Source organism: Paenibacillus sp. P4_A7 (assembly GCF_056402455.1).
In genome coordinates, this window is the sequence record NZ_JBFUHJ010000119.1 from 1 (window position 1) to 14,118 (window position 14,118).

At 41.6% G+C, this 14,118-nt stretch carries 17 protein-coding genes; 6 read left to right on the forward strand and 11 right to left on the reverse strand.

Translation table 11 applies throughout. The features are described from left to right. On the forward strand, nucleotides 1-403 hold a 403-nt coding region (locus tag AC1DWN_RS15960; RefSeq protein ID WP_477559888.1), incomplete at its 5' end, for a helix-turn-helix transcriptional regulator. A 171-nt stretch (nucleotides 404-574) separates the two neighbouring features. On the opposite strand, the gene AC1DWN_RS15965 is transcribed toward AC1DWN_RS15960, so the two are convergent. Continuing rightward, nucleotides 575-2,098 carry an MDR family MFS transporter gene (locus AC1DWN_RS15965; RefSeq protein ID WP_477559889.1) on the reverse strand — a complete coding sequence of 508 codons (1,524 nt, stop codon included), beginning with the start codon at nucleotides 2,096-2,098 and terminating at the stop codon, nucleotides 575-577. 328 nt (nucleotides 2,099-2,426) lie between these two features. On the opposite strand from AC1DWN_RS15965, the gene AC1DWN_RS15970 reads away from it, so the two are divergent. From AC1DWN_RS15970 to AC1DWN_RS15985, 4 genes are all read left to right on the forward strand, one after another. Next, a complete protein-coding gene (locus tag AC1DWN_RS15970) occupies nucleotides 2,427-2,861 on the forward strand; it encodes a flavodoxin domain-containing protein (RefSeq protein WP_477559890.1) in 435 nt (144 codons plus the stop codon). A gap of 620 nt (nucleotides 2,862-3,481) precedes the next feature. Beyond that, nucleotides 3,482-4,240, forward strand: a complete 759-nt coding sequence (locus AC1DWN_RS15975; RefSeq protein ID WP_477559891.1) for a YheC/YheD family protein — start codon at nucleotides 3,482-3,484, stop codon at nucleotides 4,238-4,240. 176 nt (nucleotides 4,241-4,416) lie between these two features. Continuing rightward, on the forward strand, nucleotides 4,417-4,722 hold the full coding sequence (locus AC1DWN_RS15980; protein WP_477559892.1) for a cyclic-phosphate processing receiver domain-containing protein: 306 nt from the start codon (nucleotides 4,417-4,419) through the stop codon (nucleotides 4,720-4,722). A 181-nt stretch (nucleotides 4,723-4,903) separates the two neighbouring features. Then, nucleotides 4,904-5,722, forward strand: coding sequence for an SDR family oxidoreductase (locus tag AC1DWN_RS15985; RefSeq protein ID WP_477559893.1), 819 nt, complete (start codon nucleotides 4,904-4,906; stop codon nucleotides 5,720-5,722). A gap of 70 nt (nucleotides 5,723-5,792) precedes the next feature. On the opposite strand, the gene AC1DWN_RS15990 is transcribed toward AC1DWN_RS15985, so the two are convergent. Further along, nucleotides 5,793-5,915, reverse strand: a complete 123-nt coding sequence (locus AC1DWN_RS15990; protein ID WP_477559894.1) for a hypothetical protein — start codon at nucleotides 5,913-5,915, stop codon at nucleotides 5,793-5,795. 147 nt (nucleotides 5,916-6,062) lie between these two features. Then, nucleotides 6,063-6,830, reverse strand: a complete 768-nt coding sequence (locus tag AC1DWN_RS15995) for a phytanoyl-CoA dioxygenase family protein (RefSeq protein WP_477559895.1) — start codon at nucleotides 6,828-6,830, stop codon at nucleotides 6,063-6,065. 144 nt (nucleotides 6,831-6,974) lie between these two features. On the opposite strand from AC1DWN_RS15995, the gene AC1DWN_RS16000 reads away from it, so the two are divergent. Next, nucleotides 6,975-7,748: a helix-turn-helix domain-containing protein gene (locus AC1DWN_RS16000; RefSeq protein ID WP_477559896.1), complete on the forward strand. Its 774-nt coding sequence runs from the start codon at nucleotides 6,975-6,977 to the stop codon at nucleotides 7,746-7,748. Here AC1DWN_RS16000 and AC1DWN_RS16005 read toward each other — a convergent pair. The 8 genes from AC1DWN_RS16005 to AC1DWN_RS16040 all read right to left on the reverse strand — a co-directional run bounded on the left by AC1DWN_RS16005 (nucleotide 7,745) and on the right by AC1DWN_RS16040 (nucleotide 14,032). Further along, nucleotides 7,745-8,497: a LamG domain-containing protein gene (locus AC1DWN_RS16005; RefSeq protein WP_477559897.1), complete on the reverse strand. Its 753-nt coding sequence runs from the start codon at nucleotides 8,495-8,497 to the stop codon at nucleotides 7,745-7,747. The genes AC1DWN_RS16000 and AC1DWN_RS16005 overlap by 4 nt on opposite strands. 194 nt (nucleotides 8,498-8,691) lie before the next feature. Beyond that, nucleotides 8,692-8,997: a CcdC protein domain-containing protein gene (locus tag AC1DWN_RS16010; RefSeq protein WP_477559898.1), complete on the reverse strand. Its 306-nt coding sequence runs from the start codon at nucleotides 8,995-8,997 to the stop codon at nucleotides 8,692-8,694. A gap of 123 nt (nucleotides 8,998-9,120) precedes the next feature. Continuing rightward, a complete protein-coding gene (locus tag AC1DWN_RS16015) occupies nucleotides 9,121-10,341 on the reverse strand; it encodes a DUF4871 domain-containing protein (RefSeq protein ID WP_477559899.1) in 1,221 nt (406 codons plus the stop codon). Then, entirely contained in the window at nucleotides 10,322-10,873 is a 552-nt protein-coding gene (locus AC1DWN_RS16020; RefSeq protein ID WP_477559900.1) for an RNA polymerase sigma factor, read from the reverse strand. The genes AC1DWN_RS16015 and AC1DWN_RS16020 overlap by 20 nt, the downstream gene beginning before the upstream one ends. A gap of 102 nt (nucleotides 10,874-10,975) precedes the next feature. After that, on the reverse strand, nucleotides 10,976-11,524 hold the full coding sequence (locus tag AC1DWN_RS16025) for a hypothetical protein (RefSeq protein WP_477559901.1): 549 nt from the start codon (nucleotides 11,522-11,524) through the stop codon (nucleotides 10,976-10,978). 37 nt (nucleotides 11,525-11,561) lie between these two features. Further along, nucleotides 11,562-13,040, reverse strand: coding sequence for an amidase family protein (locus AC1DWN_RS16030; protein WP_477559902.1), 1,479 nt, complete (start codon nucleotides 13,038-13,040; stop codon nucleotides 11,562-11,564). A 205-nt stretch (nucleotides 13,041-13,245) separates the two neighbouring features. Beyond that, on the reverse strand, nucleotides 13,246-13,725 hold the full coding sequence (locus tag AC1DWN_RS16035) for an SRPBCC family protein (RefSeq protein ID WP_477559903.1): 480 nt from the start codon (nucleotides 13,723-13,725) through the stop codon (nucleotides 13,246-13,248). 64 nt (nucleotides 13,726-13,789) lie between these two features. Then, on the reverse strand, nucleotides 13,790-14,032 hold the full coding sequence (locus AC1DWN_RS16040; protein WP_477559904.1) for a hypothetical protein: 243 nt from the start codon (nucleotides 14,030-14,032) through the stop codon (nucleotides 13,790-13,792). Nucleotides 14,033-14,118 lie beyond the last annotated feature (86 nt).

Here is a 14,118-nt window from a genome sequence, read left to right on the forward strand (position 1 = left end):
GCTACAGGTTTTTCAATTTCTCTTTGCAACAGGTTTTGGAAATCCAATTAAAAATGGAATAAACCCGCAACGACAACTTCGTTATTCCGAAAAAATCATGAATTGGCTTGAAGGAAATTATTCAAAAGAAATTTCACTAGATATGTTAGCGGAAATCCTGCATTTATCCGAATCTTATGTATCCCGTATCTTTAAACAAGAAACAGGCGTTAAATTGATGGATTATATTCTCGCTAGACGAATCCGACAAGCCTGTGTGTTTTTAATAACTAGTAACAAAGGGATCGAGCAAATCAGCATTGAGGTGGGGATGAACAATTTCCCTTATTTCTGCCAGGCTTTCAAAAAGCTCGTAGGGACGACACCAATGAAGTATAGAAAAAAGCTACAACATCTAGATTAATTAACAAACAACTACCAATCGTCTCCTTACATCTTCATCTTCTACAAAAAAAAAAAAAGAACCCACCTCCTAATTCGGAGGCAGATCCCTTCTCTCATGGCGTTGATTGCTCAGTTACTGGAAGACCCGTCGCTTTATCTAGAACGAGTAGGCCTGATTAACCTACCCTTGTTAATGAGAAGCTGAATACTCTTCTAGTTCAGCTGCTGGGTCCAATCTTTCTTTGCTCATTGCGAAGGCTCCTAATAAAGCAATAACAGATGGAATGATCGCCCAAGCAAAGGTATGAACGATTGATGAGGTGAGTGCCTCTGAAATTTTATCTAGAACCTCAGTAGGAATTAATTCACGCGTTTCTGGAGTTAAAATTTTACGTGGATCACTTAAATCGACACCTTCCGGCATTTGGGCACCGCTTTCGAACTTAGAAGCTAATTTATTCATAAACACATGACTTTGAATAATGCCGAATACCGTAATCCCGAGTGTCATTCCCAGAGACCGCATAAAGTTCAGTGTAGAGCTTGCTGAACCGCGCTGCCTTGCGCTGAATCCATGAATAGCCGCATTGCTTAATACGGAAAAAGATGCTCCAATACCAAGACCGACAAGAATCATAAAAATCGTGACCATGAACCGCGAAGAACCAGTCGTTAATGTAGTGAGAAGAGCAATACCTATAACAAGAAGCGTTAATGTCGGAATCATAATGGAGCGATACTTAAACTTAGTTAGAACAGCACCGCCACCCCCAGCAGTCACAACAGAACCAAGCATCATCGGAAGCAAAACAAGCGCTGAATTAGTAGCCGAACCGCCAAGTACGCCTTGGATGAAAATCGGTATGTAGACCGAGGCTGTAATAAACGCTGCACCGCTAAACATAGCCATTAGATTACTAGTTGTATAGAGACGATTCTTGAACATACTGAAGGTGATGATTGGCTCTTGTGCACGACGTTCTATAAATATAAAACCAATGATTAGTACTACAAAAGCAACGAACAAACCTATAATCATAGTGGAATCCCAAGTATATTTCTTCCCTCCAAGCTCAAGCGCGAACATAAGGCACAGGATGGATGCTACTAGCGCAAATGCCCCAAGGTAATCGATTTTCTGCTTGGAATGCTCGACAGACTCTTTGTAGAAGAATGCAATCATAATAAATGCAAGAAGGCCAATCGGTAAGTTGATATAGAATACCCACGACCAATTGACATAATCCGTAATATAACCCCCAATAAGAGGGCCAAAAATACTGGATAAACCAAAAACGGCGCCGAATAACCCGCCCATCTTGCCCCGCTTGTCAGCAGGAACTACATCAAACATGATCGTGAATGCGATAGGCATAAGCGCGCCTCCGCCAATTCCTTGAATCGCACGATAAACAATTAGCTGTTCGATCGAGGTTGCCGTGCCACATAAGGCAGAACCCGCCATGAACACAATAATTCCGAAAATAAAGAACCGCTTGCGGCCATACATATCGGATAATTTCCCGAAAATCGGCATACCCGCCATCTCAGCCACCAAATAAGCTGAGGTCACCCACATCAATTTGTTAAAACCGCCTAGGTCCCCCACGATGGTACCCATTGCTGTTGCTAATATGGTGTTATCCATCGAAGCCATAAGAATGGCCAACAGCAGCCCAGCAATAATAACACCCATCTTATTTCCCTTTGCCATCTGCTCTTTTTCCCTCCACTTTCCTGCTAAAAAAACTAATAATGGATACATTTTGAAGCCGCTTAATTATTGTATTGCAGCACTTATGGTTTTACCATTTGTAAATCAACAATAATTCCGATAAAATGAATCCAATAATACCTCGTTGATCAAGTATCTTTTAACTGATTATCTCGATTTCAGAGATATATTAATGATAAAAGCGGGTTGATTTTTTGTCAACATATTAATGAAGAGATTGCACTCAGACAGATTCATCTTCTTCTTTTTCATAAACGAAGCAATTCTTCTTGCTCTAAATAATTTAAGCTGAAAAGGATGAGCAACCATGKCTTTACTAGTGTTATACGCTACAAAATCAGGAGCAACCGAGCAATGTGCAAAAATATTGTCAGAAGAACTCGCTCCCTGCACACTCTGCAATATTGAATTAGAGAAGCCTAATATCGAGGAATTTGATCATATTATTTTAGGTGCTGGAGTGAGAGACGGAAAAATTTATAAACCAATTCGGGACTTTATCAAAAAGAATAAAGATGAGTTATTAAAAAAGAACGTGGGTTACTATATTTGTAACGAGAAGCCAAAGAAAACAGAAGAGATAATAGAGGACAATTTCACTGTTGATCTAAAAGAGGCAGCTATCCGTATTGAATCATTTGGCGGTTATAAGGCCTATGCCGCCCCAAAAGAAGGTACTGATCAACTCAAAGGAATTTTCGTAGACAGAGTAAAAGCCTTTTTTGAAAAGTTTAAGACGTAACGAAACATATCGGCCGTTCGAACCTCCCTGAAATTTGTATTCGTGCAGAAGAAACGGGATGAAGTTCAGGCGGCCTTTTTCTCTCTACTCTTCCAGTTGTCGGATTTGACTGTATTTCGTACAATCAAATCCACCTGAAAAACACTGTATTTGTCCCAGACTGTATTTCATCCAAGCAAATCACCTATTTCGCTGAAAAATAGCTTCTAACTGCCTATTTGACTGTAGCTTTTCCATTCAAACACATTGAAAATGTAAATATATGCTGTTTGAATGTACATTATCCATTCTAATCACACATCTATATGAGTTGAAATAGAAGCAAGTAAAAAATGCCCTCCACCATCTACTAGGTTTCATGTAATCAAGCACTGATTTTAAGATTAAGTCACATTCCACCCCGCGATTACGACCAAATGAATGATTACTACTTTTTTCCACATTACTTTCCCCCCTTATTATTCGTCGCCTAATTCCTTGCAAGCCAGATGCTGTATAGAGTTGATCAAGAAGTATCGCCAACATCCTGCTAAACTAGCTGCGGTATTTCAGATAATAGACAATAGCGGAGACAAGCTCTCGTTCCCTTACATATGCTAGGACATAGAAAGGWGGTTATCGTGATAGCCTACAAGAGCAGCACGACCAGTAGCAAATGGACAAAAACCAGTTGGCTCATAAAGCAAGCCGATTTAAAGAAGCATATACCCCGAACCGTACTTTTTAATAAAGATAACTTAAAGATGATGCTTTCCAAATACTCTACTGTTTTCTTCAAACCTACGGACGGTTCTGGTGGAGTTAATATTGTTCGAATTAAAAGAAAAGGAAAGGGCTACCAAACCCAGCTCAACACAGTGAAATCCCATTATTCAAGCATGAATCGTTTATACGACAAGCTTAAACGCTTTTCAAATAAACAATCCTATTTACTCCAAAAAGGCATCGATCTTGCTAAAACAAATGGTAATCCCTTTGACATTCGCGTTATGGTCCAAAAACCAAACAAAGGTTCATGGGTATGCACAGCCCTTTTCATGAAAATAGGGAAGCCTGGAAAGGTTGCTACAAACTATAATCAAGGCGGGAATATCGGATATTTTCAACAAACAATGTCAGGCGCAGGGTACGGAACAGCTGAGACTAAACGCATAGAATCAAAGTTGAAGAGATTGGGTGTATCCGTTGGAAAAAACTTCGATAAGCACCAAAAAGGGTTCCGAGAACTAGGTTTGGACGTGGCTTTGGATTCCGAGGGCAAGCATTGGATTCTCGAAGTGAATACGAGACCCCAATTCTATCCTTTGAAGAACTTGAAGAACAAAAAATTATATCGGCGCATCTTATCCTATGCCAAACAATATGGTAGATTCAAATAGTATAATTAAAAAAATATAGTAAGTTACACTCCGCGAACCTTTGATCCTGTCACGCATTCCCATCAAATCGAGTACATTAATTATCTCACTATATAATCCTTCCATCGCAGAAACACTTCTCGCACTGAACATTTATTGGGACGGTATAGTAACGACAGGTTGGAGGTATTTTACGCATGAACGTCTACCTTGATGATAAAAGACCATGTCCGCCAGATTTTTTCTTAGTGAGGACTGCCAAGGAGTGTATCGCCTTAATCAAGAATAATAAGCTCGCTACACTCTCGCTAGATTATAACTTAGGCCGCGGAAACCCAACGGGATACGAAGTAGCTAAATATATGTCTGCGAATAACGTATACGCAAATACCATCATCATTCATAGTGCAGATTCCGCAGGAAGAAAACGAATGGCAAGGCTGCTCCGAAAACATATGCCAAAGCATGTGTTGCTCATTATCCGTCCCACTCCTTCAGCCTAATCGTTGCTCAAACCCACCAAAAAACCAGCTGTAAGCTCAATAATAGAGCTTACAGCTTTATTCGGCGCATCCCCCTACATTTTTTGTTTGTTTCGTTATAAAAGTGTCAATCCTGAATAATATGGTTACATAAAAGAAACATAAGTTTTAGTCAACCAATTTGAATGGAGGTTCCTAATAGATGTTATCGCCTGAAATAAACGCAAATGAGGTATCTGGCTTACTCCGCGTAAAAGATAAAATTGCGTTCATAACCGGAGCTRGCTCCGGCATCGGCCGTGCCACTGCTTTGCTACTAGCGCAGCAAGGGGCGAGCGTTTGTCTAGTTGACCTAAACAATAACCGTAGTGAATCTGTCGAGCAGCAAATTCATCATTCAGGCGGCGAATCGTTATTCATTGATACGGATGTGTCTGATCCTGAGCGTATGCAGCAGGCTTATCAAACTGCTATTGACCACTTTGGGCGAATAGACATTATTTTCGCGAATGCGGGAATTAACGGTACACTCTCCCCCATTGAAGATTTAACACCCGAAGCATGGGACGAAACCTTGTCGACAAATCTAAAAGGCACCTTTCTAACGTTAAAATATGCGATCCCCCATATGAAGGAATTCGGTGGAAGCATCATTATAACCAGTTCTATTAACGGAAGCCGCAAGTTTTCCGGTTTTGGCATGTCTGCGTACAGCAGTTCAAAAGCAGGACAAGTCGCTTTTGCCAAAATGGCCGCACTGGAGCTTGCACGTTATAAGATCCGCGTTAACGTGATCTGTCCCGGCGCTATACAAACCAATATTGGGGAAAGTACAAAACCAACTCCTCAAATCGATAAAATCAAAATTCCAGTTGTGTACCCTGAGGGCAATCAGCCGCTAGAGCATGGGCCAGGTCAGCCAGAGCAAGTAGCTAATCTGGTATTATTTCTGGCTTCTCATGAATCGAGTCATATTTCAGGTACTGAAGTATTTATCGATGGTGCGGAAACACTTCTATAGCATCAACAAAATATGCCCTTAACCAAAAACGCCAAAAGGCTGCTGATTAATTATCAGCAGCCTTCTCTCGTTAAAGCATTACGATCAAATTCATGCGCTTTGCAGAAATCCAATCATCTTTAGACCAATCTAAACAATGCCTCATACCTTTGCGAATCAATTCCTCATCTTCCACGAGTAATAGGGAATACATGGCTGCCGCCTCCACATTTTAATTTCAGCATCGATTCTTCTATCAACAACAGAAAGCCTTCTCCCAGAAAATAAGGAGAAGGTTGCTGTGCAATCTATTATTTTAAAATATAGGAAGGAGTCTGTCCTTAGACTAGGTCGTTTCCTCTTACAAGAAGTAAAATTGATTAAGGTCTTTGCCTTCCAACGCATACCGCTTGAAATGCTGGTAGTGCGCATTGTATAGCTGACCATTCTTGGATGGAGAATACGTCAGGAACAACTGCTTTCGACTGTTGCTCGATGTATTAGCTCCGCTTTGATGCGGTGTAAAGGAATGGAACAAGATGASGTCACCTGGATTGGTCTCTACTATTTCACCGGTTAGCAGATCAATCTCTTCAATCTCAGCCTTATTCATGTTACGAAGCTCTCCTGGCTCCGAACGCAGCCGATCGTGATAGCCTGGGAACAGCTCCAAACCTCCATTTTCCACTGATGCACCATCAATAGCTATCATCACACTAATCAAGCCTTCAATCGGGAAGCCTTGCCACCAAGCCGCGTCCTGATGCATCGTGTAGCCATTGGCTCCAGGTAGTTTGAATATAAGCTTGTCTTTGAACAGCAGCGGTTCATCCGAATAAATATCACGAAGCGGAGTCAGAATACGCTCATCTTTGACCAGATCGGCAAATACAGAGGAAATATCATGCACCGGATCCATACGCTCGATCTTCACATCTCCATTCGCATAGCTCTTATGCCCGGCACGGACATTTCCGATATCCGTGTACTGATTTATCGTCAACAGCTTGTCGCTCTCAGCCTGCAGAACTTTAGCCTCTTGTTCGCTGAATACATTTCGCAGCACTAAGTACCCCTGCTCGTTATAGCTCTTTAATTGCTCATTGGATAAAATATTGATTTTTCTCATCGCGTATCTTCCCCTTCACTTTTTTCTTCTTGCTCACTTTCTTAAAACCTATAATACACCTGTAAATTTACATTTAACATGCACTAGTTTATAATTCTCCATATACTTTTTTGCATATAAATATTCGAAAAGGAGTGTCTCGGCATGACAAAAATTTGTATTATGAGGAGATACTTCAGTGAGGAAAGAAAAGAATTTATGTTGGAGGAAGATCGATATACAAATTGGGTGCTGTTAGCTGCGCAATCCGGCCGATTCGCGTTTTCCATGGATGAACAAGAAGATTCGGTTTTTCAAGAGGCTGGTTTTGGAGAGCTTGTGTTATGCCCGCCAGGCGTCACATTAAAGCGTAAAGTACTAGAGCCCCTCGCCTTTTTGTTTATTGAATTCACTTCAGAGCAAGAATGCCCCCAAGGTAAAATATTAGTTAGAGATATTCAGCGGCTGAACTCAACCTTCAACTACCTCCGCTATATGTCCGTAGATCCGCTTGACCAGCATGATGAATTCTTCAATCACTTCATTCAGGACCTCCTTTATGTAATCGCTATGGAAAAGGAGTCTTTATTGCACTATATTTCCAAAGGCAAAAAAGACCCGATCATTTCTCGGGCCTTAGCTTACATGGATAACCATGCCTTCGGTATGGAATTAAATATGCAGCAAATTGCAAAAGAGCTCGGTATGAGTGCATCACAACTTACAAGGCGGTTTCAGCAAGCCTACAACCAAACCCCGATAGCGTATGTAACTTCATTGCGACTTACGAAAGCACGTTCCTTACTCATCGATACCAATGAAACACTCGACAGCATTGCAGAACAGTGCGGCTATCAGAACGCCTTTTATTTCAGTCGGGTGTTTAAAAGCAAGTTGAAAATAAACCCTTCTACCTATCGAAGCAATTACCGTTTTTAAAGTGTACCAAGGGAGAGCTTTCGGATTTCATCAGCCGGTAACGCTTTGTTGAAGACTGCGAGCCCTCCAAGTAAGCCTGCATAGAAGTTGCCCATTTCACCGGACCTATGTACAGCACCGACAGTAAAGTCTGAACCTGTGCTGCCTCCGTCAAATAGCCCCTTGTCATAGAAATAAGGATTGTAGATTTCTCTCTCGTCCATCTCGCCGTCCAAGTAAACTTTAGCCCAGGTTCCATCATAGGTAAAAGCAACAGCATGCCACTTCCCTTTCGTGACCGGAGTCGCGCCGATCGCAGTTGACATGCACCATGGATGCCCCTCGGTTGGACCTCCCTCCACAGATACATGACCGCCGACTTGATCACAGCTTTCCCATATTTTCAAGTTAAGAAATAAGGCATACTGCCTCTTCTTCTCTGTTTCATTCCACATCCCAGCAACGGCCTCGCACTGATAATTCTCCACAGGCTCTCGTTTAATCCATGCTAGGATCGTCAACTGTGCGTCCTTCCCATGGAAATTAAGCGCCGGACACTCGTTCCGTGGCAGATTGTACCATTGTCCGTATTCCAGCTTTGCGGCATAGGAGCCAAACACACCATCTTCTACACGCTTAATTGGGCCAGTCATAGCATTCAAAACATAAGGATAAGGGCCCTGAGCTGCTTGAGATGGCCCCTCTTCTTGAAAATCCCAGAAAGAAATAATAGAGGGCTGATTCATAATAGCATCAATCTTCATCTTCATGCTAATTCTCCTCCAACTCATATGCTTAAATAGTTTTATAGCCTGCTTTAAGCCAAGGCTTACATAAAATCTATTTCACAACCCAGTAAATGTCAACTAGACTGCTAGAAGTAATAGTCGAAGACAGCGCATAATTGATGCAAATCTTTTATTAAGATTTGACCCTGTTTAATGGGCTTTGATCCTGGAGCAGCTTACGAAACTTGATAAACGATACCATTCTCCAGGGCAAAATATAACCAATTGCTATGTTCGTAATTAGTTGTCCAGATAAGAGGTATCGAAAGCAGCACCCCAAATGCCAATGCACTGCACCATTCCCAAGCTACGGCATGAACCTCGGGGCTCGCAATTAATAGGAGACTAGGTATTAAAAATACAATCGGTACGAGCAGACGAGCTTCCTTCCCCTTGATAGGCCGGTATATAGCCCGTGTTCTGCGCCATAAGACTAATACAGCAACACCAATAATAATACCGTACAATGATATAGAATCCATTAAGCTCACCTCGTCATTTAGTATGTTTCTACATTTGTACTATATGAAAATCGAGGGTTGCAGTCATAATCTCTTGTCACATTTCGAATTCGTTGAATTTACTCATTATATAAATAATGTTTTTTATAGGTTTTTACCTTCAACTATAATACTGTCATATAACTTTCCGTTAAAATTGACCTCTAGCCTCCAAAGACCAGCCTCTGTAAGCTTGATGCCTGAAGGGATCGAAGAAGTTTCCCCCCTCAAAGAACCTCCTTCTGACACATCTGATTCAAATAATACATAGCTCCGTCCTGTCACCTGACTGATTCCTTTTATAAGCAATTTTCCAGTCACTTCATTTGGTTCTCCCCAAAAATGCCAAAGCACTTTCTGAGATAAGCCAACAATTAAAGGCGCATCAGTAATTCCTATTTTATTCTCAATACCTCTAAGCGCAAATGTCATTTCATTTCCTTCGTTGTCTATGGACGGCAACTCAAAGAGAGGACTAATCTTCCAATCCCTCGAGCTATCATAAATAGAAGGCAAACTTCCAAAATCTGAAGATTCATCGAGCGTTTGGTATGCCACAATGTTACCTGTAGAATTGTATGCGATTATGCTGTATGGCTCTGATTTAGTTGATGGCAGAGTGGCGAACCAAATCCTGCTCGTAGATTTATCACCGGAAATAGTAGTCTGATTCATCTCGCTCCCATTTGCACCTGTGGAGACGATTACTTCACTGATGGAAGCGTCGAGAATCTCTCCAAATACAAGTGGAAACGGTGCTTTTCTATCTCCATTCAAATAATGCAGAGACATATAATCCAAAGCCATCGCTTTTGTTTCTGTGGTATCAGTGCTAGTTCCGTAAGCTCCGCCCCATACCCACTTCCAACCAAGCCATGTGTCCCTTACATATTCCACCCTTAGAGCTCTATTGTTAGATGGTTTACTTTCTCCAATAAACAAAAGCATACCATCATCCGTTCGCTCTCGATGAACCACTTGCGTAATTGGAGTCCCTCTAAACTTCTCAACCGCTTCTTCAGGAGTCTGGCCCAGAGGAATCCGAAGCACACCCTCTATTCCGATTGCATGAGAGCTACGTCGATCCGCAATTCCGCCCGGTAATTCATAAAGCACTGCTAATGAAATACATAACACTAACAAGGACATTACCGTTGCCGTAACACGTATCCTCAAACGAATTTTGTTGTTACCTTGTTCTGGTGCCGCAGCCTGACTTTGAATCTGCTTCAAGCGTTCATCCGAAGGCATACGTAACTCGCGAACTGGGCTGTTATTAAGCCTGCTATAAATGTCTGACTCCTCTTCAGATATGTGTTTCGACATGTTCATCCACCTCCAGCATTATTCTTTTCAGCTTAGTTCTAGCCCGATGCAAACGAGACTTGACCGTTCCAATGGAGATGCTTAGCAGCTCTGAGAGCTCGGCATGCGTTAAGCCATAATGTGCGTGAAGAATTAATACCTCGCGATAGCGCTTCGGCAAATCAAGAACCATTTCCCAGATTTGATCCGTTAGCACATCCTTAAAAAAATGATCCTCAGCCGAATGTACAGATTGTTCATTTTTCAGAAATCCAATTAAAGTAACCTTTTTTAGAAAGGCTGATTTTTGATAATTGATCGCTTTGTTGCGAGCGATTTTGAAGAGCCAAGTTTTCACTGAGCTGTCTCCACGGAACGAACCAATGGAACGAAGTGCACTAATAAAGGTATCTTGAGCGATATCTTCTGCCACATGCTCACGCCGAGTTAGGAAAAATGCATACTGCCAAACGTCGTGCCAATAATGCTTTACTAATATTTCAACCTCTGTCGCTCCGAGGCTTGTTATATTTTTAAGGTATTCATCCTCCATTTGACTCCCTCCTCTCTCTAAATAGACAATCAGTGTGGAAAAAGGTTCCCATTATGGCATAAAAAAGAGAACTTCATTGGATAAGAAGCTCCCTATCTTATTCTATAGAAGTCCCCTAGGTTCAAAATCGATTAAAATCATACCTGAACCTTCTCTTCTCTTAAAAAAAATATCAATAATCGAACCCGATGATAGCTCTACTGCATACCCCATATTTTCAGACCAATTATTATCCTTACGATCAATAAGAGTGTATTTTTCAATTTCTCCTTTATCTTTCAGCTTCTCTAACTCTTCCTGATAAAAGAATTTAAAATCATTAACATTCACAAAGGTTGAATAAAAAGAAGAGCAAGCATCTTCTCTTCCTTTAAATACCGTTCTTTCAGGAAGAGGAATAGATATATTTTTTAGTTGTTTTTCGTATATGCATTCAAATGCTTTACTTGGGAACAAATAGCTTTTCACATAGTCGTTAAATTGTATATTCCAAAAGTAAACTTGAAATAAAATAAGAATAGGTAAAGACATAATCAATAGATTTTTTGCAACTCTATTCCCTTTCCATAACTTGATAATAACTACAATGAGAATAATCAGACCAATAATCATAAATATAGTATAAGGTATATACATAATATTCCCAGCCAACTAATTATCCTCCCGACAAATCGTTTTCAATAGTCTATTATAAAATAGGCGGGTAACGATGTTTAGTCGCTTGCTCAAAGCCATACGCTATTTTGATCAATGTCGGTTCGCTGAACGCCGTACCTATGAAGGTGATGCCCTGTGGGCCTTTCGTTGAATAACCTCCAGGAGCAATAACGCCGCTTTCGGCAAATCCACCTGGGACGGTAACTGCAGGATATCCTGCTCTAGCTGATAGTCCATCACCGTCCTCGTCCCCAAGAAACAGCAGTGCATCTAATTGATATTCTTCTAAAGCAGCATCTATGCCTTGTTTGCCAGCCAGCTCTTTGTTCCTCATTTTACTAACCAAATACGCTTGCTCCGTAAGAGTTCCGCTTGTTTCCTCCGACCATAGAAGTACATCTTGCCCGTATTTTAATGCCACTTCAGCATATTGGAGATTATAGGCAATGAGTTCTTTTAGGGAGTGAATAGGCACCGTCTCATCTACAGTCGCTAAGTAGTCATTCAAATATTTTTTGAATTCATAACGCATGATATTCTCTCCCCAATCTACCTGCTCGCATGGCAGTATGGCCGGATCAATAATCGTTGCGCCTGCTTTTTTCAAAACCTCAATTGCCGACTCAAATATCTCAAGCCTAGCTTCATCCAACGAATTCATATAAAACCGCGGAACTCCTATTCTTGCTTCCTTCAAAAAGTCTGCATCCAAAAAAGATGTATAATCTCGATAAGAACGATTAGACTCACATAAAGTAACTTCATCCCGCGGATCAGACCCTGTTAAAGCTCCCAGAATAATAGCTGCATCTGTCACCGTTCTTGCCATCGGACCAGCAGTATCTTGACTATACGTAATGGGAATTATGCCGGAGCGGCTCACTAGTCCAACTGTCGGTTTAATGCCAACTAGATTGTTGTGCCCCGCTGGGCTAATAATAGACCCCGATGTTTCGGTTCCAATCGCTGCGGCTGCTAAATTTGCTGCAACTGAAGCTGCCGAGCCCGAGCTTGAACCGCCTATGAACAGCTCTCCTGGCCCATATGGATTTAGCACGAGCCCTCCCCTAGAGCTGTAGCCCGACCACATTGTATTCGACATGAAGTTTGCCCACTCCGTCATATTCGCTTTTCCAAGTATGACGGCACCCGCAGAACGCAGCTGTGACGCAACAAAGGAGTCTCTAGCTGCAAAAGAATTCGCTAATGCCACCGACCCCGCGCTCGTATGCATTTTGTCATTTGTATCGATATTGTCCTTTAACAAAATAGGAATGCCATGCAGCGCTCCCCGGCTTCCGCTTTCCACCCGTTCTGCATCTAACGCCTTAGCGTTTTCAATAGCTTCTGGATTTATTTCTAAAATTGAATTAATTACCGTATCATACCTGCTTATACGATCCAAATATAACTGTACAAGCTGCTCTGAACTTAGCCAGCCCGCTTCCATAGCGGTTTGCATACTCGTAATATCCGCTTCTATAATCCATTCCTCAAGCTTTACACTCATTTATTTCTCCCCCTCATTCATGTTCACTGCCGTATACCCACGTTATGTTTAACTATAAAGAACTGACGAAGAATTAGCTAAGTAAAAAACAAATATTAACTATATATTACATAAAAAAGGCATGTTAGGGTTTATTCCAACATGCCTTTTTTAACGTTACTTATAAAATGAGGGGGCACTTGTGGCTTCAGACAAGAAGCACCTATTATTGACTAGCGCTTTCTACAGCTTGTACATATTTAGGGTACCAATTGTTCCATTCATTTTCTCGCGACTCTATCGTCCTGCCATCAAGCAATGCTTCGATGACATCTAGACAAACATGCCATCCTGCAAGATCTCTAGGTGTATGGCTCGTCATCTGGCTAATCAATTCTTTAAGCACCAGCTTGCAGCCTTCAGGCTCCACAGTCAACTCGAAACGAACCCGATCTTCGGCCCAGGTATACTCCAAAATAGCATTAACCTCAAGTGCTGTAATCTTCATCTCCTCAAAGCTGCCATCCTGCATGTCAAACCTAATCGTTCCACCCTCGCGAAGATCATCAACCCGCAGTTCTGAAAACCATTTCGCCAGTTGTTCGTTATCCGTGAGCATAGACCATACTTTTTCAACTGAATGTCCAAGTTGACGTTCGAACTGAGCGATATATCCAGTATCAGATTTTTGTATGACAGCTAACATGACAAATTCCCCTCCTCAAGATGGCTATGTATGTATGTACTCACTCATTCACTTTCAAATAATCTCAATCATTTCTAGGCTGTTTAGGGGTTACTCGAGCGGGTCTCTCCACCCAATTTTCACGATTCATCCGTTTCACCGTGTTGATACGAGTCTCTGCTGCAGTGGGTTCTACTGCAATCGGAGCTTCGATCTCCATACTCGCACTGCTATTATTAGCCGTCGTCGCAGCTTTACTCTTGCTTCCTTCAGGAGGTCCGCCTCCACCATTACGTTTTCCCTTGTTCCAAACTCTTCCCTTACTCATGTTAACACTCCGTTTCTATGTGTATACGTATAATTGTACGATTGGTCCAATTATAAGACTTTATAAGTTTCACACTTATAATAGGC

Excerpts from the sequence above, each read along its gene's own strand:
- AC1DWN_RS16005 (WP_477559897.1), bottom strand. The coding sequence starts at position 8,497 with ATGAAGATGAAGATTGATGCTATTATGAATCAGCCCTCTATTATTTCT.
- AC1DWN_RS16010 (WP_477559898.1), bottom strand. The coding sequence starts at position 8,997 with ATGGATTCTATATCATTGTACGGTATTATTATTGGTGTTGCTGTATTA.
- AC1DWN_RS16020 (WP_477559900.1), bottom strand. The coding sequence starts at position 10,873 with ATGGAGGATGAATACCTTAAAAATATAACAAGCCTCGGAGCGACAGAG.
- AC1DWN_RS16000 (WP_477559896.1), top strand. The coding sequence starts at position 6,975 with ATGACAAAAATTTGTATTATGAGGAGATACTTCAGTGAGGAAAGAAAA.
- AC1DWN_RS16035 (WP_477559903.1), bottom strand. The coding sequence starts at position 13,725 with ATGTTAGCTGTCATACAAAAATCTGATACTGGATATATCGCTCAGTTC.
- AC1DWN_RS15990 (WP_477559894.1), bottom strand. The coding sequence starts at position 5,915 with ATGTATTCCCTATTACTCGTGGAAGATGAGGAATTGATTCGCAAAGGT.
- AC1DWN_RS16030 (WP_477559902.1), bottom strand. The coding sequence starts at position 13,040 with ATGAGTGTAAAGCTTGAGGAATGGATTATAGAAGCGGATATTACGAGT.
- AC1DWN_RS15965 (WP_477559889.1), bottom strand. The coding sequence starts at position 2,098 with ATGGCAAAGGGAAATAAGATGGGTGTTATTATTGCTGGGCTGCTGTTG.
- AC1DWN_RS16015 (WP_477559899.1), bottom strand. The coding sequence starts at position 10,341 with ATGTCGAAACACATATCTGAAGAGGAGTCAGACATTTATAGCAGGCTT.
- AC1DWN_RS16040 (WP_477559904.1), bottom strand. The coding sequence starts at position 14,032 with ATGAGTAAGGGAAGAGTTTGGAACAAGGGAAAACGTAATGGTGGAGGC.
- AC1DWN_RS15980 (WP_477559892.1), top strand. The coding sequence starts at position 4,417 with ATGAACGTCTACCTTGATGATAAAAGACCATGTCCGCCAGATTTTTTC.